General features: G+C 59.4%; 11 protein-coding genes. 7 read left to right on the top strand and 4 right to left on the bottom strand.

The window, feature by feature from the left end:
• Positions 1 to 91: 91 nt before the first annotated feature.
• On the top strand, positions 92 to 1609 hold the full coding sequence (locus ACQR1D_RS02635; protein WP_434839927.1) for a hypothetical protein: 1518 nt from the start codon (positions 92 to 94) through the stop codon (positions 1607 to 1609).
• Positions 1610 to 1644: 35 nt separating this feature from the next.
• On the opposite strand, the gene ACQR1D_RS02630 is transcribed toward ACQR1D_RS02635, so the two are convergent.
• From ACQR1D_RS02630 to ACQR1D_RS02620, 3 genes are all read right to left on the bottom strand, one after another.
• A complete protein-coding gene (locus ACQR1D_RS02630; RefSeq protein ID WP_434839928.1) occupies positions 1645 to 3312 on the bottom strand; it encodes a hypothetical protein in 1668 nt (555 codons plus the stop codon).
• 226 nt (positions 3313 to 3538) lie between these two features.
• Positions 3539 to 3805 (bottom strand): conjugal transfer protein TraD, encoded by a 267-nt coding sequence (locus ACQR1D_RS02625; RefSeq protein ID WP_434839929.1) that lies wholly within the window; start codon positions 3803 to 3805, stop codon positions 3539 to 3541.
• A 1-nt stretch (position 3806) separates the two neighbouring features.
• Positions 3807 to 4133, bottom strand: a complete 327-nt coding sequence (locus ACQR1D_RS02620) for a conjugal transfer protein TraD (RefSeq protein ID WP_434839930.1) — start codon at positions 4131 to 4133, stop codon at positions 3807 to 3809.
• 171 nt (positions 4134 to 4304) lie between these two features.
• Between ACQR1D_RS02620 and traA the strand changes: the two genes are divergently transcribed.
• The 4 genes from traA to ACQR1D_RS02600 all read left to right on the top strand — a co-directional run bounded on the left by traA (position 4305) and on the right by ACQR1D_RS02600 (position 10220).
• Positions 4305 to 7316: a Ti-type conjugative transfer relaxase TraA gene (gene traA / locus ACQR1D_RS02615; RefSeq protein WP_434893640.1), complete on the top strand. Its 3012-nt coding sequence runs from the start codon at positions 4305 to 4307 to the stop codon at positions 7314 to 7316.
• A 129-nt stretch (positions 7317 to 7445) separates the two neighbouring features.
• On the top strand, positions 7446 to 7658 hold the full coding sequence (locus ACQR1D_RS02610; protein ID WP_434893641.1) for a helix-turn-helix transcriptional regulator: 213 nt from the start codon (positions 7446 to 7448) through the stop codon (positions 7656 to 7658).
• Positions 7659 to 8073: 415 nt separating this feature from the next.
• Positions 8074 to 8658 (top strand): hypothetical protein, encoded by a 585-nt coding sequence (locus ACQR1D_RS02605; protein ID WP_434839933.1) that lies wholly within the window; start codon positions 8074 to 8076, stop codon positions 8656 to 8658.
• Positions 8655 to 10220, top strand: a complete 1566-nt coding sequence (locus ACQR1D_RS02600) for an LA2681 family HEPN domain-containing protein (RefSeq protein ID WP_434893642.1) — start codon at positions 8655 to 8657, stop codon at positions 10218 to 10220. Before ACQR1D_RS02605 ends, ACQR1D_RS02600 begins: the two co-directional genes overlap by 4 nt.
• A gap of 25 nt (positions 10221 to 10245) precedes the next feature.
• Here ACQR1D_RS02600 and ACQR1D_RS02595 read toward each other — a convergent pair whose 3' ends face one another.
• Positions 10246 to 11625, bottom strand: coding sequence for a hypothetical protein (locus ACQR1D_RS02595; RefSeq protein ID WP_434839935.1), 1380 nt, complete (start codon positions 11623 to 11625; stop codon positions 10246 to 10248).
• Between ACQR1D_RS02595 and avs3a the strand changes: the two genes are divergently transcribed.
• Entirely contained in the window at positions 11591 to 17887 is a 6297-nt protein-coding gene (gene avs3a, locus ACQR1D_RS02590; RefSeq protein WP_434893643.1) for an AVAST type 3 anti-phage nuclease/ATPase Avs3a, read from the top strand. The genes ACQR1D_RS02595 and avs3a overlap by 35 nt on opposite strands.
• Entirely contained in the window at positions 17865 to 18668 is an 804-nt protein-coding gene (avs3b, locus tag ACQR1D_RS02585) for an AVAST type 3 anti-phage proein Avs3b (protein ID WP_434893644.1), read from the top strand. Before avs3a ends, avs3b begins: the two co-directional genes overlap by 23 nt.
• The last annotated feature ends 90 nt before the right edge of the window (positions 18669 to 18758 follow it).

Here is an 18758-nt window from a genome sequence, read left to right as displayed (position 1 = left end):
GCCGACACAACTGCCTCGCGAAACCCTGCCTTGTGCGATACCATCGGGAGAACGGCGAACGTATCCGCCGACTCGGGGGGAACCCGCCTGCATGGACAAGATCATCGAGGCTTTTCAGGGCGGCTCGCTGCAGATCGACTTCATTGAACTCGTGCTGGTCCAGAACAGGGCGACCGATCCCATCGAGTACCGCGGCACGGGCTACATCCGACAAACCGAAACCGAGGGACTCACCCTCCAGCTCTATTCGGTTGAGACCAAGAACAACGATTTCATGAGGGACTTAAACAGCGTCTCTCGCGTTGTGTCGGGCACGCTCTACAAGGACGCGGACTATTTCACGCTCACGGGCAGAACACTAGACGGATCCGTTTGGACGGCGAAGAATATTTTGCCGCACGGCAATTGGCATGCGGATCACCCGAATCCGATTGTCCATGCGTCGATCGGGCATTGTGAGCGCGGTGAACGCAGCAACACCGCTTCAGGCATGCGCCTGCATTATTTCGATAAGGCCGACATTCCCTGTTTGGTCAATCAGGCGAACTTCGTAGCCTGCGGTTTCGATTTCGAGATCAAGAAAGCAGAGAACAGTTTCACGATTCAGGTGAAGTCGAAGGTCCCGCTGCCCGACCATATCGAAGTCAAGATCGAGGAGAGTATCCGCTTCCTACTTGCCAAAACCGTCAGCGTCCGTGTGATCGAAGGTCCAAATCGACACCTTCAACTTTACTCGCGTTACCCGTCATCCCATCGTACCTATCTGCCGCCGCCGATTTCGCGCGGGGTTCCCGCGTTCAATCGCCATTCGTGGCAGCTGTTCGAAGCGTACCTTGCATTTGTGCTTCCCGACGCCAGTGCCTATTGGCACACCTGCTCCAACCATCTGCACAACGCGTGCGAAGCCAGCGCCAACGCGCTCGATGCCTGGGCGATTGGTCTTGGTGTCGCCGTCGAGGGACTTGCCGGTCTCCTACCCAAAGAACTCGATCCAACGTTGAAAACAAAGCTGGAAGCGCTCAGAGACTTCGTCAACGCTCAGGTCACAGGCAACGAGGACCACAGCGAGTTCGCATCTCGTATCGGCGGAATGATGAATGGCCTGACGACCATTCGCGCCGTCGATCGCATGAACGCGCTCGCCGCGAACGGAGGCACGTTGCCGGCGCTCGTGAAGGATTGGACCGCGTTGCGCAATCGCGGCGTCCATCCGACAAAGAGCGGCGTCGATCCCTCGCAAATCGACCATCAAAAACTTGTCGATCAGGTCCATCAGGTGACCGCGCTGATGTATCACATCGTCTTCGCGCTGATTGGGTACAAAGGTCCTTGCACCAATTACGCGGAGCACGGCTTTCCCGAGCGGGCGTATCCTCCCGAGCCGCTCAAAACCGCGGAGACGACGAGCGCCACCTCGCCGGCACTGCCAGCCAGTCCCGCAGCGCCAGCCAAAACAAAAGCTCCAGCCAAAAGCGGGAAAACATCTCCAAAGGGGCCGCGAGTAACACCCAAGCCGCGAGCCACAGCAGCAAAACGATCGCGCGGATCGTCTGCAAAGAAGTCCAAGGCCAAGACCGTCAAAGCACGCAAGCGAAAAAACGACGACTAGTCTGGCGATGAGCCGATAAACGCCAATGCGCTGAGCTATCCCCCGCGCGGCGCGTCGGGCGGAAAATGGAAAAGATTCTTCGGTCTGGCGTAACCCGTGGCATCGTGCAGCTCCTCGAAAAATTCGAGGAGGATTTCGTCAATTTCGTATGGTTCGCCGCTGTCGACAGTACGCCGCATGATGATCGCATCTCGCTGAATAGGGCCGCGCATCTCGTCTTGGTCGATGGCGAGTTTGGCGCCCTTCAGTCCCAAAATTCCGAGTTCGATATCACAGGGAAACATGCCTCTGAGCTGGCTCGCCGCAAACTCGATCGCGGCGTGCGCCTTCTCATGGAATAGCTGTTCGGTCAGCAGCGCCGGAATGAAGGGAATGGGGACCCAAGCCGGCCGCTCGCCCCGTTTCCGGACAACCACCGTGTTGCTGGCGAGCCAAAGCTCGCCGCTGGGGAACAGTTGCGTTGCCCACGCGAGGGGCGCAGGCCCACCGCGGCGTGAAGCGCCCGGATCGTAGGCCATCGCGCCATGTGCATTCAGGCCGGCCAGTGCACCATATTGCCTGGTCTTCAAGAGAGGAGCGTGCGCCGCCTTCTCGCGAAGCTCGGCCAGCGGAATTGGTCGAGGATGCCTGACATGGGGGATCACGCGAATGACACCGTCGGGCGGCTCCTCGAAATGGAATTGCACCTCGTCGACATCGGGAACGCCGACGCGCGCCAGCACTTCATCCTTGTCGAAAAAACTCGCGGCGTTCAGCGTCGGCTTTGCTTCCAGGAACGGCGCGTCCGGCTTCGGCGCATCCGCCTCCGTGCCGCCGTACGCGGGAGGCTTTGCCGTCGGCGGCGGATTCAGGGCGCTCCGGGGCTGGGCCGGTGCTGCCTCCGATGCGCTATTCAGCTTTGAGAGAAGTTCGAAGGCCACTGCGCTTGCGGCATCGGCCGCCAGAGGCTGCCAGCCATCCTTGTCGGAAACTGCTTTGCCGCTGAGACGGTCCGAGATCCCGCGAATGACGATGGCGACCGTCACGCTGACATGGGCAGCCTCCAGAAATCCACGCCCTTCCATCTCAACCGCGATCGTGTCGCCATATGCCTTCTTGAGGAATTTCGCAGTCGCCGCGCGTTGCGACGCGACGACTTTTTCGCCAGCCGCGATCGGTCCAACCTTTAGCTCCGGGTCTTCCCCGTGCTTGAGCGCTGGATTGAGCCGCTGACGCCACTGATTGCGTTTGGACATCGCGCGAGCGCGCTGCTCAAGCGCGTGCGCGCCACGCGAGAGATCCGGGCGCGTTCTGAAGCCGGCGGCCGTATCCTTGCCTGACTCATAGCCGTAGACCTTCGAGCCGACGACAACGTCGCCAAGTGAGACGTCCTTGACGCCGCCCCCAACACCGACGAACAGCGCCATGTCCGGGCCGTAGTGTGTGAAACCGCGATTGGCGAGTATGGCCGTGCTCGTATTGCCGGGCCCAGCCTCGACGACGGCGACATTCCAGCCTTCAAATGTGCCGCGATAGAAGACGGTCCCCTGGACGGTTTCGTCGGTCCAGTCGTTGCCCAAATGGCGAAGCACCGCCTTCGTCTCGACGTCGAGGGCGGTGACAATCACAACGGTTTGCGGTTTCGGTTCGATGACCGCTGGGGGCAAGGTGGGCGAATCCATGTATGCCGGACTATAGCGGCGCATGGCCTTCGGTTCCAGCATTCAGGGTCGGAGAGCTTTCCGGGCGCGTTCGCTTCGCGAAAACGGCGCTCGTGAACCGAGCCACCCGGGGTGTCTCGGCCGAGCGCAGCCCCGGGTGTCGGCGATCGCAGCCTTCGCAGCGGGCCCTGTCCCGGCAACTGCGCATCGACCGCGCCCGCGCCAAAACTTAGCGTTTGTGCTGCCGCCCGGCCATGGCGTCGCTCTGTTGAGATGCTGTTGCAAAATATTAACGACGAACCGCCGGACTAGTTGGGTCCGTCTTGCTGCGAGTCGCCGAAGCCGCCTCAAACGCTTGCTTCCCATTTTCCACCCACAGTGCTCGTGCCTGTTCGCCTTGTTCGCTTTGGAGCTTATCGGCGCACCATAGCAGCGCGCCAAAAATCGTGGCGCGGTCGTCTCCTGTCAGATTCACAATCCCAGCTTTCACGACGAGGCCGCCGAGTTCGATGAGATGACGCGTGCGCTTGCGGCGCTCGACTTGCCATGTGCGCATGTCATGTCGTGCCCTTGCGGCTTGATACCGGTTGCGCGCCGCTAGATTGTGCAGCAGGGCCGTCCGGGTTGCCGTCAGTTTTCGGAGCATTTCGGCGCGCCGGGCCTTGAAAAAACACGGCCCCGCGTTTGGCCCATGCCTCCCTCTTTCCGGCCTCTTTTGTCTCGGCTAGCACGACCAGCGCGCCGGCAAGTTCGTTGGCGTTAAGCGCGTCTGCCCCGGTGGCGATAACCAGTTCGCCGAGCTGCTGCACTTTGCGGCTCTTGAGGTCGCGCGCTTTGTCCCCAAGTGCCTTCAGTTCGGCATCGAAGTCCCGTGGCTTGCGCATCCGTCTCTCCATGAGTGTTGATGGAGAAATGATAGTCGAGCACCGGGCACAATGCTGTAAGGTCGTCAGGACGGTTTGAGACGGGATGGTCCCTCCCGAGATTTTTTCGAGGGAGGGCGCGCTTATACGTCGTGCCGACGTGCGCTTCGCCGTGTAGATGGTCTGGTCGCGATGGCGATCTATCATCTTCACGTCAAGGTCATTGGCCGCAAGTCTGGCTCCAGCGCGGTGGCGGCAGCCGCCTACCGGTCGGGCTCGCGGCTGCGCGACAAGCGGCTGGACCGCAGCCACGACTTTTCCGGAAAGCGCGGCGTGGTCCATTCCGAGGTGATGCTGCCGGAGAAGGCGCCCGAGGGATGGAGCGACCGCGAGCGGCTGTGGAACGATGTCGAGGCCTTCGAGGTCCGCAAGGACGCCCAGCTTGCCCGCGAGGTGGAGTTCGCCATTCCACGCGAGATGACGCAGGCTCAGGGGATTGAGCTTGCCCGCGACTTCGTTCGGGGCGAATTCGTTGACCGGGGCATGATCGCCGATCTTAACCTGCATTGGGACATGGCCGAGGACGGCATGCCCAAACCGCATGCCCATGTCATGCTCACCATGCGCTCGGTGGACAAGAACGGGTTTGGCCAAAAGGTGCGGGACTGGAACCGCACGGAGATGATGGAGCGCTGGCGTGAACGGTGGGCGGAGCTCGCCAACGAGCGACTCGCCGAACTCGACATCGACGCGCGCATCGACCACCGCAGCCTTGAAGCACAGGGCATCGCGCTGGAGCCACAAAGCCAGATCGGTGCTCCCGCCAAACGTATCGAGGTTCGGGCAATCGACGGCGAAGGGCTCGAAGCCGACCGCGCCGAGATGCACCGCGAAATCGCGCGCAATAACGGCGTGCGGATCATCGCCAATCCCTCCGCGGCACTGGACGCGATCACCCAGCAGCAATCAACCTTCACGCAGCGCGACCTGGCGAAGTTCGCGCATCGCCACAGCGACGGAATCGACCAGTTCAACCAAGTCATGGGCGCGATGCGTCGCGCGCCCAATCTGGTCGAACTCGGCAAGGACGCTCGCGGCGAAGATCGCTTCACGACCCGCGAGATGATTGAGGCCGAACAGCGTCTCCATCGCGCGGCTGAACTCATGGCGGAACGGGAACGCCATGGGGTGCGTGACGCGGATCGCGCAGCCGCTTTGACGCGAGCGGAAGCGCGCGGGCTTGTCCTTTCGGGCGAGCAGGCTGACGCGATGGCGCGCGTCACGGATGGGCCCGACTTGAGCGTCGTGGTTGGCCACGCCGGAACGGGAAAAGGCGCCATGCTGGGCCTGGCGCGGGAGGCCTGGGAAGCGGCGGGCTACGAGGTCCGGGGCGTGGCGCTGTCCGGCATCGCGGCGGAGAATCTCGAAAGCGGATCGGGCATATCGTCCCGCACCATCGCCAGCATGGAGCACGGCTGGCAACAGGGCCGCGATCTGCTCACGGTCCGCGATGTGCTTGTCATTGACGAGGCGGGCATGGTCGGCACGCGTCAGTTGGAGCGCGTCCTATCCCAAGCGGCAGAGGCCGGCGCGAAAGTGGTGCTGGTCGGCGATATCAAGCAGTTGCAGGCAATAGAAGCGGGCGCAGCGTTCCGGTCGGTTCATGAGCGCCACGGCGGGGCGGAAATCGGCGAGGTACGCCGCCAGCGGGAGGACTGGCAGCGGGACGCCACGCGCGATCTCGCCAATGGCAGAGCCGCCAATGCGCTTGCAGCCTACCGCTCCCACGGCATGGTGCATGAGTCGCAGACACGCGAGCAGGCGCGCGGTAATCTGGTCGAGCGCTGGGACCGCGACCGGCAGGCGTCACCCGACAAGAGCCGGATCATTCTCACCCACACCAATGACGAAGTCCGGGCGCTTAACGAGGCGGCGCGCGGGCGGATGCGGGCCGCCGGTGATCTGGGGGATGACATCCGACTGACCGTCGAGCGCGGCGCAAGAAACTTCGCCAGCGGGGATCGCGTCATGTTCCTGCAGAACGAGCGTGGCCTTGGCGTGAAGAACGGCACGCTCGGCACCGTCGAGCAGGTCAGCGCACGGTCCATCACCGTGCGGACCGACGATGACCGATCCGTTCGCTTCGACCTCAAGGATTATAACCGGATCGACCATGGCTATGCCGCGACCATCCACAAGGCGCAGGGCCTGACGGTAGACCGCGCCCATGTGCTGGCAACGCCGGGGATGGATACCCATAGCAGCTACGTCGCCCTGTCGCGGCACCGCGACGGCGTGGAGCTGCACTATGGCCGCGACGATTTTGCCAATCAGGACCAGCTCACCCGTACCCTGTCGCGCGACCGGGCCAAGGACATGGCCTCGGACTACGAGCGTGCCGATCCGGTCCAGAGCTACGCCGAGCGGCGGGGGATCACCTTCCGCGAACGCGTGGCCGAGATCGTGCGCAAGGTCGTGCCCGAAAAGGTGCGCGACATGTTCGGCGGCCTTCGCTCTCCTGGAGATGTGCCCGGGCCGGATGGCGGACGGAAGCCGGGGCGGGAAACGCCGGGAAGGGAAAGGAGCGGTACGGGAGCCGAACGGCGCGATACCGAGGCGCCGGAACGGAAGGCAGCGGAAGAGGCGGAAAAGGAATTGCGTCGCGTGCGTACCCGGGCGCTCGTGCGCCATGCCCACGCCGTGGATGCGATCTTCAAGGCGCAGGAGATGGGCGGCAAGGCAAGTCCCGAGCAGGTGAAGGAACTACAAAAGGCCCGCCAGGTCTTCGAGGAGGCCCGGCCTTATGGCTCGCACGACGCCGAAGCGGCCTACAAGAAGAACCCGGAACTGGCCCACGAGGCGGCTGGCGGCCAGGTCAACCGCGCCATCCGCGCGCTCCAGCTCGAAACCGAACTCCGCACCGATCCGGGCCACCGCGCCGACCGGTTCGTGGAGCGCTGGCAGAAGCTCGACCAAGCCAGCCTGCGCCAGTATCAGGCGGGCGACATCGGCGGCTACAAGGCCACGCGCTCGGCGATGGGCGATATGGCGAGAAGCCTCGAACGCGATCCGCAACTTGAATCTCTCCTCGACAACCGCAAGCGTGAGCTTGGGATCGCGTTCGAATCGGGTCGCCGGCTTGGCCTTGAACTCGCCTTCACCCACGGCATAGACCTTGGCAGGGGTCGAGACATCGGAATTTGATCTATCCTATTTTCCGCCGTCTGAACGCCATGGTACGGCGACGTCTAAAATGCTCTTGCGCGCCTAGAACGGCATGTCCTGCATGATCTCAGAAGCCGTCAGAAACAGCCAGCAGGAGCCAGCGCGGCCATGCGCGAACCAGACCGTATCATTCGGTTGAAAACCGTCCTCGCAAGGACCGGACTGTCCCGGTCCACCATCTACCGCAAGATTGCCGAGGGCACGTTCCCGGCCCAGCTCAAAATCAGTGCTAACGGGACTGGGTGGCACGAATCAGACATCAACCGCTGGATCGCCAATCCCGCCTCGTGGCGTCCGAAACATGAAGCCGATGGAGTCTAATGAGGCCGGTAAGCCAGCATCCGAACAGAATCATGAGAGGCGGAGTTAGCATGTCGCCTCGACAAGTAGATTAGAAGTAACGGATCACGTTCGCTTACAACTGGTACCGAAAAGAGTTGAGACGTTGCCCCATGAGTTTAATCCAGCTTGAAGTTCGTTCTGGTCCACGAGAAGGACGATAGCATCAAGCGCAGCCGCATTCGGCAGAGCAGAACTTCGGGATTTGAACGAGTATCAGGCCGGCGTCCTGGGCGCGGCGGGCCCCGATCGCCAAAAGCGCGGCGATGAGCCGATTAGCTGAAGTTGGGGATCTATGGACACTCTGCCCCCTGTTAGGCTTCGATGTGCAGCGCGAGGAAGTAAGGTAGAGTGGACTAGAGATTCATCGCAACGACTTAACCGAAGCAACCCAAAAATGCGCTTTTCCAAGACCGAGATCATCCAAACACTTGCGCGTGAGGACAGATCATACCGCCTCGGAATTATGTGTACCCACTGGATACGCGATGTTGAACGATATTCTCCAAGCGCGGCAAACCTTGCGCCAACTTTGAACATGCTGGTGGATGACCGTCTTGTTTCCAATGCCGACCTTGTGGTGCGGTTACAGAACCCGAATGACCGAGAGCTTTTGTCTTCCGATTTTCTGCTCACCTATCTTCACACCCTGATACGTGCACCTTTCGAACTGCTATCGGATTACTGCGAGGACTTTGACCAAGTTGCACCTGGCTCGTCGCTGCTGTCACAGTTGAAGGCGCAGTCGTGGTACGCCGTCTCCTACATTGTCCGCAACGCTGTCTCGCACAACTTTCGCATCGAACTCGGCAAAATGCGAAGCAAGCTTCCGATCCGTTGGAGGACCGTCGAGATCACCGCGCAAATGGACGGCCAACCCATGACGGCGGCCATATTTTGGCACAAGCCAGGCTACGAATTATTCTTGGAAATGCGGGCATTTGCAGAGGCCCTGCCGGAGCTACCCCAGAAGCAGCCATGACGCAGGATCACAAAGCCTATCTCAATAAACTACTGGCGACCAAAGACATCGCGGCCATTCCCATCGAAGAGGCGCTGCAACGAACCGCACTCCTTGTCGACCTCTCGAGCCAATTGGATTGCCCTGAAGGCACTGAGCTTGCATTGCGGTGGTGCGACAGCATCCAAGGGGACTTCTTAACTCCAGGTCAACGTAGTTTGCTCGAGTTCTATCGGGCGAATGCGTGGGACGACGCACGCAAACGAAAATACGACGCCGAGAATTATGCCTGGGCTTGGGAACAACCCGAGCTGCGGAGTCAACTTCTAAGCTTGCGTCGCGCTGCACAGGCCGAAGGGCTTGCCGAACTTCAACCGATCGAACGAGCGCAGATCTTCACTAACTTGGGCAATCAGCTTAACAGTGCTGGCCGACTTGTCGAAGCAGGTGAATATTGGACGCGCGCCATCAACGAGCACCCGAAGTTCGCCATGGCGCTCGCGAACCGAGGCTATGCCTGGTACAATTACGCTCGCGCCCATTACGATTCCGGTCATCAAAGCGTCTTCCTCTACCGAGCCCATCAGACTCTATCCGCGGCGCTCGCAAGAGAAGCAGACTGGGGGAGCGCGCCCGACGGCGCGCGCGATTTTTTCGTCGATCTTCGCGCACGCATCGCCAAAATGATCGACGTGAAACGCCTCGCGACGGATTTAAAGCTTGATGGCTACGGGCTCGGCCGGTCCCGCAAGGAACGCGACTATCGACGATGGGCTCTCGACCACATATTATTCCTCAATCCCCTCAATGATCTGGGAAATAACGATATCGCGTCAACGGACGCGCTCTCACTTCCATCCTATCGAACGCCATTGGACGATGGCCCGACCCTGATTGCCTTCTTCAATCAAATGAAGCAGGAATTTGCGTCAGCGAGATGGCTACTTTTTGAGGGCATCGCCGATGATGCCCCGCATTTTTCAGACAGGGACACCAAACTCCCCGATACTCTCGACGATCCTGGCTATTCACTTTCGATCGAGAAGACGAAGTTGGCGTTCCGGTCGGCCTATTCGCTCCTCGACAAGGTCGCCTTTTTTCTCAACGACTATCTCAAACTTGGAATCCCGCTCCCCGCTGTTTCCTTCAGGTCGCTGTGGTTCGAAAAGAGAGGCAGTGCAACACTAAGGCCGGTATTTACCACAGCCAAAAACTGGCCCCTACGAGGGCTGTACTGGCTGGCAAAGGACTTTGTTGAAGAGGATTTTCAGGCTTCCACTGAGCCAGATGCAAGCGATCTCGCGTCAATCCGCAATCATCTTGAACACCGTTATCTCAAAGTCCACGATCGCGACCCGATTTATTCATCGTCGCTTCCCCCCGTTTACGATGATCGGCTTGCTCTTTCGGTCGAGCGGCATGAGCTTGAGGCAAAGGCACTACGCATCCTAAAGCTGGCGCGCGCTGCGCTGATCCATCTGTGCCTTGCCATGCATCGGGAAGAACAAATTCGCGCAAAGGACGACAAGGGTTTTACAGTTCCGATGACATTGCCTGCTTGGAAACCGAGACCCAAATTTTAGCGGTCCGGCTCGGTTGGCTTCACGGCTACCGTTTGGCGAATAGCGCAGATAGTTGCTTGGCGATCTCGCTGTATCCACCAGATTTTTCCATGTAGCCGACGATGGAAGCGAAGGTCGTTGATTTTTGCCGAGCCTGACGTGACGCTTCGTGAGTCCTCTTATCGACATAGGTTACGTCGGCATACGCCGCGAGACAGGCGAGGTAACGATCGGCTAGTTCACTGCCATCCCATTCACGCGTATCGGGATGGTAGCGCGCGATAGCGGTGCTGATAATGCCAGACGGCAAACGATCCTCCTTGACCCGTGCTTTGAGTTCTTCGAACGGCAGATTGAGGGACCTATTCAGCACCTCAAGTTTCCTGCGGAACACCGCGAGATTGCCAACATCTGCGACCGTTGTTTCCGGCCCGATTTCGGCGAGATCAACGCCAGCTCTTTTAAGAATGGCAAGCACAGGATTATCACCCTCTATCGCTTCGAGCCCAAGGCGCCGAACCTCATCGAGAAACGCACGCGACGAGCTCTCGGCATCGATAATGCGTTTGTCGCCTCGCTCCCTTATGTCGGTAGAAAGGGTTCCGTGTAAGCGCTGAAACTGTCGTTGGATGTCGTCCGGAGCTCGTACCTTGCCTTTCAGCAGATCAACGATCTTTTCGTTGCCGTTGTTCGTAAACTTGGATCGGGAAATCGCCACGATCTCCCCATTTCGCGGCTCGCGCTCGGCCAACGCCCGCCGCACGTCTCGCCAACTTTGCAGGAAGGGTCGAACCAAATCGGCTCCGCTCGTGAACCGAAACATGCGCTTTGCCACGTCGTCGCGTATTGTCAGCGGGTCGGCCACAGGATCGTTATGCGCGGCGGCAACCTCGAACGACTGCACATCCACGATCGTCCCGACCACGTCTTCGTTTCGAAACGAGGCGATAGACGCGACCGTCGGCAATGATTGAAGATATTCCACCCGCTTTGCCACAACAGCTTCGCTTCCATGCGCGAGCAATTCCTGAAAGTGATGCCAACAGAGCAGAAGTACACTGCCGCTCTCCTCAAAGGCTCGTTCGAAGGCCTCGGCACGCGCAAGGCGCGTCCGGTCCGATGTAGCCTTGTCAGCCGCGAAACCGCTGAGATGGGAGGAATCAAGCGCAACAAGTTTTGGACGGATGATTTCGTTAGCCGAACTCGGCATCGTCGTGCCTTCTGACTGCAAGCCCCAGGGCAACTTACCGAACGCGCCCGAAGTTACGTTTTCTACAGTGAAATCATCTGGATAGCTAAAACATTTCGTGACGGGACACGGCTTCGCACTATGATGGCGAATCAGAATCATTCGAACTTCACCCGCACCGGCATCGCCATTTGGGAATCCCTTGCGCAAGCCGACCAAGCCGAAATCCACCGACACCAATCTCGTCCGGCCGAGTCGCGACGGGGACCAGTTTCATTACCTGTGGGCCGCGCGGCGTTGTCTTAGTCTTCTCCTGCCAAAATCGGAGCTCAAGGCCGTCACCATCGAGGGCGCCTCGCCGTCCGAGAAGACTGCGAGCGGCCCGATTACCGCCGGCGAAGAGGTGATCGATGTCGCCGAGTATTTTGGTGACAGCAATTTCGATCGCGCGAGCCTCGTTCGCTACATCCAGCTTAAGCACTCGACCGAAGCGCCGAACAAGCCCTGGCCGCCGAGCGGGCTCGAAAATACGATTGAGGGTTTCGCGAAGCGCTACAAGGCCATTCTCGCGGCACCGGCAAAGAACGGAAAACGCCCCGACCTGGAATTCTTGTTCGTTTCCAACCGGCCAATCAGCTCGGCGTTTTGCGTTGCCGTGGACAACGTCGCGAAGCGTTTGCCTGTTAAGCAGGCCGACCTCGACAAGCTCGAAAAATATACTGGCCTCAAGGGCGATCAGCTCTCCGGCTTCTGTCAACTGCTTAAGCTGGAAGGAAGGCATGACGCGCTGTGGGACCAGCGGAACATCCTTTTTCAGGATGTAAGCCAGTATTTGCCGGATGCAGATGTCGACGCTCCTGCGCAGCTCAAGGAACTTGTCACCCGCAAAGCCCTATCCGATGCCGCCTCCAACCCTGTCATCGAGCGCCTCGACGTTCTTCGGGCGCTGAAAACAGATGAGGACCGCCTTTATCCTGCACCATGCCGCATCGAGCAATTGGCGGACGCCGTTCCCCGCGAACAGGAAGCCGCTCTCGTCAACGCCATCATCGCCGCCGAGAACACGCCTGTCATCGTTCACGCCGAGGGCGGCGTCGGAAAGTCGATCTTCGCAACGCGCATCAAGCTGGGATTGCCCGTAGGCTCTACGACCGTTCTCTATGACTGCTTCGCAAATGGTCAGTACCGCAGCGCGACCGGCTTCCGGCATCGCCATAAGGATGCCCTCGTTCAAATCGTCAACGAGCTTGCTGGCCAGAGTCTGTGTCACCTTCTAATCCCAACCTCCAATGCGGGAGCCTCGGATTACCTGAAAAAGTTCATCTTCCGGCTCCAACAAGCCGTTAGGCTTCTGAGGGCCGAACACCCGCAAGCTGTTCTTTGCATCATCGTCGATGCCGCCGATAACGCACAAATGGCGGCCGAAGAAGTCGGGGAAGCGCGCTCCTTCATCCGCGATCTCCTCAAGGAGCAAATACCCGATGGCGTGCGTTTGGTGGCACTGTGCCGCTCGCATCGCCGCGAAATGCTCGACTCGCCCTTAACAGTGCTCTCGCTTGAGCTCAAAGCCTTCAGCAGGACCGAAACTGCCGCCCATCTCCGCCATGCCTTTCCAGATGCGAGCGAGCGGGATGTCGATGAATTCCACCGCTTAAGTTCCCAGAATCCTCGGGTTCAATCTCTTGCCCTTGCGGCAGGCGGACCGCTCGCGGATATCCTGAGAGGGCTTGGTCCCAATCCCACCACGGTCGAGAAAGCGATCGGCGATCTGCTGTCCACTGCCATCGCCAAAATGCGCGATGCCGGCGGCACGATCGACAAGGTACAGATTGACCGCATCTGCGCCGGCCTTGCGGCTCTGCGACCGCTGGTTCCGATTTCAGTCTTGTCTGCCATGTCGGGCGTGCCGGCCTCGGCGATCAAAAGCTTTGCATACGACCTTCGCCGCCCACTCATCGTGACCGGCGAGACAATCCAATTTTTCGACGAGCCTTCCGAGACATGGTTCCGCGAGAAATTCAAGCCGACACCTGCGGAGCTGGGCACGTTCATTGCGAGCATCAAGCCCCTGGCTTCAGGCAGCGCGTATGTTGCCGCAGCTTTGCCCCAACTTATGCTCGAGGCGGGCCATTTCGACGATCTGGTCGCGCTCGCGCTGTCTTCCGACGCGCTTCCGGAATTGAGCCCGCTTGATCGTCGCGACGTTGAGTTGCAGCGCCTTCAGTTCGCGCTGAAAGCAAGTCTGCGAGCGAAGCGATACCTGGATGCCGCGAAACTTGCCCTCAAGACGGGCGGAGAAACGGCAGGCGACGAGCGGCAGCGGCGGCTCTTGCAGGAGAACACGGATCTCGCTTCGGCCTTCATGGAAGGAGACCGAATTCAGGAGCTTGTCTCGCGTAGGATTTTCGGCTCCCGCTGGGTCGGCTCACACAACGCCTACGAAGCTGCCCTAATGTCTGGGCATGCCGAATTAATGGGTGAAGCACGCAGTCGCTTGCGCATGGCTGCGGAGTGGCTCAGTAACTGGTCTCGACTGCCCCAGGATGAGCGCAGCGATGAAAAGATCACCGATGCCGATATCGGTGAACTCGCCGCCGCGTATTTCAATATCCACGGAGCGCACGCATGCGCAGGGAGCCTCAAGGGGTGGAGACCACCGGCCGTCGCCTTCAACGTCGGCCGCATTCTCAGTCATCGCTTTGTCGACCACGGCCGATATGCCGACCTTGACGACTTGGCTACGGCCGCAGGCACGAACCTTCATCTTGCGCTGGCAATCATCGTAGAGCTACGTGACGTTCATCGCACGCCGCCGAAGGCGGCGGTTAAACTCTGTCTCACCCAACTACTTAAACCCAGGTTCAAGTTTGAAACAGGCGAGGATTGGGGCGAGCGTGACAATGCATTGAACGCAGTCACGGCTCTCGTCGAGGCGTGCCGCCGTCATTCCCTTGGCTCTGCCGCAACCCTGGCGAGGCTCCTGTCGCGTTACCTACCAAAAACCCCTCCCCGCGGCATGGCCTCCCATTACAGTGATGCGCGCAGGCTGTTCCTTCGCGCCTACGCCTTACGTGCGGCGCTTCGTGGTCGAACACTGGACCTCATAGACCTCGCGCATCCGGAGCTGCGGACCCAGCTCAAAAAAGAAGAAACCTATTCGCAAACGCGGGAAGTATCGGAATTCAAGGAGGATGTCGGGGCGCTGCTGCCTTGGTATACGCTCTGGGCCACGCGATTGGTCTCAGCGCGCCATACGATCGCGCTCTCCACTGCGATCAGCGAAACCTTGAAAAACTCCGGCACCGCTGCACGGATAAATCATCGGGAGGAGTGGCGAACAGCCGACGAAATCTCGGAAGTATGGTTGGCAATCCTGATCCACGCCGGCGCAACCGGCGAGATGCAAGCCTTCAATGACTGGATCGGCAGTCTCAAGAAGCCGCTGTTTACGCCGACGCTCGCACGTCTTGCACGCCGCACGGCCCGTATCGCGGCGCTGTCGGCCCATTCGCGTCAATACGCGGCGAAGGCCTTTCAATTGACCAACGATGAAAGGGCGCATGCGGATAGTAAGTCCAGCATGTATATCAGCTTGGCAAGATCCTTGCTCATGGCAAGCCGCTCGGAAGCAGAGGCCTATTTCAATCAAGCCGTCGAGGTCGCCAATAAAATCGGCGACGAGAACATTGATCGTTGGGCCGCGCTGCTTGACCTGGCCGAAGCCGCCGCCGATCAAACGCAGCCAGCTCCGGAGATGGCCTATCGGCTCTCGCGCTGCGCTGAAGTCACTTATGACTATGTCGATCGCGATAAGCACTTCGATTGGGAGCGAACAGTCGAGGCCATCGCGAGCCTCTGCGCGTCGTCATCGTTCGCCATCTTGAGCCGCTGGCGCGATCGCGGTTTCGGGTGGACGGAACGCGTCTTACCGATTGCGGTAGAACACCTCCTCGAACGCAAAACCCTCGATGCACGGAAAATCGTTCCGTTGATGGGCTTTCGCGCGCACTGGAATGAGGTGCGTGTGCTCGCACCGGCGCTCGACGCCTGTACGGAATTGGCCGACAAGCAGGCTCTCGCAGAATTGAGTTACCGGTACATGCAAATGACCGACCAATCTGCGAACACATGGTGCGAGCTAAAGAATCTCTTCGACAAGCACCGCATTACCGTTCCCGATCTGGCCGCGCGTCTGGAACTGCAAGAGCGCAGCGAGGAGACCAAGCGAAGAGAAGACGACGAGCCCAAACCTCGCAGCTCGCGACGGGACGATGACGTCAAGCGCGATTGGGGCGCAGTTTTCAAGAACGTCGACTTGACCGTCGCGAATGATATTTCAACTGCCCAACAGCGCTTTCGCGACACCAAGCCTCCGTTTTATCAGGACCAGTTCTTTGCCCAGGCAATCTCCCGTGTTCCAGTCGGGAAGGAGGCCGAATTCATTGGCGCGCTCAATCACGTTCCAGAATTTAGCCTGTACCATTTCCGCAGCTTTCTTGAGGCCCTGCCGGCCCCATGGAAAAGCTTTCTCGCGGTAAAAGCCGCCCTCGCGAATGCTCTTCGCACATTCAGCCGACGCTATTGCCTGGAGATAACGCGGGGCCGCTATTACGAGGTTCTTCCCCTGAAAACCGCATGTCAACTCGCTCGCGTACCGGAAAGCGACATTGTCGATGTCGTTCTGTCTGGGATTGGCGAGGTAACCGAGATCGTCGGCGTCGGTCGGCTCTTTACGCTGGTTGGGCTGCTTGCCGGCAAGCTGTCCCGAAAGGAGTCATTGGAGGCGCTCGGCTACGGGCTGCAACTCTTCGACATGGTCCTCAAGGACAACGATGGCGATGGGCCTTGGTCTAACAAGCTTCTGCCGCCAACCGACCTCGACAGTGCGATTGCCGGATATATCTTTGGAGGCTTGGCCGCACCAAGCAGAACGATCCGCTGGGAAGCGACGCATGCCGCGCGTGCCGTCTGCCTGGTTGGACACCAAGCGATTCTGTCGGCGCTCGTTTCCTTCGCCGATGGATCGACCGGAGGCGCATTCGCCGATAGCAGCTTGTTCTTTTATCATCTTCATGCACGGCAATGGCTGTTCATCGCTCTCGCGCGGGCCGCGCAGGAGCGACCCGACCTAGTCGCTGCTCATTCAGACTTTGTGCTAAAATATCTGCGAAGTTCCGAACCACACGTCATGATTCGCGAGTTCGCCAAGCGTACTGCGCTTGCGCTCATTGACGCTGGACTGCTGGCTTCCGAATTGCGACCATCCACGTCCAACGTCAACCTTTCGCCTTTTCCGCCGATTGAGGCACGAGCCCCCAACAGGCCATCTCTGGGATCAGGCCTTCCAGCCGTCGATGAGGACCGGTTCTATTTCGGCTTCGACATCGGACCTTATTGGTTCGCCCCACTGGCGCGATGTTTTGGACTGGTCGAGAAGGACGTTGAGGATCGCGCTGCCACAGTAATCGAAACCGATTGGCGCTATTCGGGCCGGCTGAATTGGGAAGAAGACGAACGAAGCCGCCGCAATATCTTCAAACACGAAGACTCGTACTACAGGCACAGTTCCTATCCAAGCGTGGATGACCTTCGCTTCTATCTTTCATACCACGCGATGATGGTCGTCGCAGGGCAGCTTCTAGCTGCCATGCCCATCTATCGTAGTCCCGATTCCATCGAGGAGGATTTTTCCACCTGGCTCCATTCTCGGCACGATCTCACGCGCCGCGACGGCTATTGGCTGGCGGACCGACGGGATCCGGTCCCGCTCGACACGCATACGTGGAAGAACCACGAAACAACCGGCGAGCCAAACCCCACCACAGGTTACGAGGACTGCGACCGCGTGCTCTTCCCGTCGAGTGGCGTGGTGGCGCTTTGGGGCTACTGGACCAGCGCAGTTCACCGACTGGAAGAAATCTGCAATATCCGGAGCGCTCTCGTGTCGCCTCAACAGTCGGACGCGCTATTGCGGGCGCTTCAGAGTGCTGACGACCACCACGACTACATCATACCCGACGCCGAAGATGACTGCCAAATCGCCTTCGACGCATTTCTATTGAAAGGCTGGATCGTCGACCGATCACACGATACGGGAATCGATGGGAAGGACCCATGGGCAGGAGGCATCAGCTATCCGGCCCCAAGCCCTTCTCAGGAAGTCATCGAGGCGTTCGATCTTGTCGCCGACCGCGAGCATCGCGCGTGGCGCCATGGTCAAACGGGGCGCATCGTGATGACGGCCGACACCTGGGGGACATATCGCGACAAGGACGACGACGACGTGAAGGATGAACGCGGTGACAGGGTCCAGGTTTCCACCGAATTCGTCAAAGACCTCCTCGGACGCTTCGGAATGGACATGATTGTTGAGGTAGAAGTTAAGCGGCAACGCAGCTATTCTCGATACGAAAGCCAGCATCCCGATGACATCAAACCGGTCCCGCCAAGCACGCGCGTCTATCTCATCAAAGCCGATGGTCGTTTCCGAACCATCTGACGCTATTCTCGCGCTCGGCAAGAAACTCATCAGCGAGCTGAAGCTCGGCACGACAAACGACACGCTTTCGCGTTGGATGATCCATTATCTCGCTGAACTCATCAAGCAGGCCGAGAACAAGTCCGACAAGCACTACACTGCAAATCGCGAAAAATGCTTCGACGCGATCCTAGCGCTCTGGCGGCACCGGCATGAAATGCCCGACGGCAAGCGTCCGTTCGAAACGCTTGAACCGGCTTTACGAGCCATTGACTCTCTCGATCCTAGGAATCTCGAGAACCGCTATTTTCCGTTCGCGCGGCCGCCCCTGAGCGATGGCAAAGAGAGCGAGGAAACGAGGGAATGGCTCGAGCTCGCCGAAGGCTTGGACTATTCCGCACGTATTCTTATTCGCCACTGTATCTCCAACGCGGCAGCCGCTGCTATCGACAAAGCCCGACCATGGGTGGCTCTTGCCGAAGAGATTGGGGGCCAGCAGGTTGAACTGCCGCTCCTGAAGATCATTATGATCGAAGACGATTTGAGCGAGACAGACGACCCAACCGATAGCCAACGGAAGATTTTAGAAGATCGTCTTGGCAAGCTCCGCGCATTTCTGGAACTCGCCACGACGGTTGCGGCCGACTATGAGCGTCAACTTCAGGGCATGAAGCCAAAGCGGCGCGTCGCAGGAAAGTCCGGCAAGGTGCCGACTTCTTCTCGTTTGAAGAGACCGGAGCAAGTCGTCGTCATTACTGGCAAGACAGGTCGAAAGAAGGCGATCAAGAAGGGTTCAAACTAACGGCTGGCCTAGTCTAGTAGAACCGCGATCCGGCGTCGTGTTCCGCCACGAGATCAGATCCAAGCCGTAAATTGCGGCAGCAGCGCATGC

Source organism: Bradyrhizobium sp. HKCCYLRH2047, from assembly GCF_051168175.1.
GTDB lineage: Bacteria > Pseudomonadota > Alphaproteobacteria > Rhizobiales > Xanthobacteraceae > Bradyrhizobium.
This window is presented reverse-complemented; position numbering and strand designations above follow the sequence as displayed.

Coding starts and splice junctions, on each gene's coding strand:
- ACQR1D_RS02625 (WP_434839929.1), bottom strand. CDS start 3,805: ATGCGCACATGGCAAGTCGAGCGCCGCAAGCGCACGCGTCATCTCATC.
- ACQR1D_RS02600 (WP_434893642.1), top strand. CDS start 8,655: ATGACGCAGGATCACAAAGCCTATCTCAATAAACTACTGGCGACCAAA.
- ACQR1D_RS02620 (WP_434839930.1), bottom strand. CDS start 4,133: ATGCGCAAGCCACGGGACTTCGATGCCGAACTGAAGGCACTTGGGGAC.
- ACQR1D_RS02630 (WP_434839928.1), bottom strand. CDS start 3,312: ATGCTGGAACCGAAGGCCATGCGCCGCTATAGTCCGGCATACATGGAT.
- ACQR1D_RS02610 (WP_434893641.1), top strand. CDS start 7,446: ATGCGCGAACCAGACCGTATCATTCGGTTGAAAACCGTCCTCGCAAGG.
- ACQR1D_RS02635 (WP_434839927.1), top strand. CDS start 92: ATGGACAAGATCATCGAGGCTTTTCAGGGCGGCTCGCTGCAGATCGAC.
- ACQR1D_RS02605 (WP_434839933.1), top strand. CDS start 8,074: ATGCGCTTTTCCAAGACCGAGATCATCCAAACACTTGCGCGTGAGGAC.
- avs3b (WP_434893644.1), top strand. CDS start 17,865: ATGGTCGTTTCCGAACCATCTGACGCTATTCTCGCGCTCGGCAAGAAA.
- traA (WP_434893640.1), top strand. CDS start 4,305: ATGGCGATCTATCATCTTCACGTCAAGGTCATTGGCCGCAAGTCTGGC.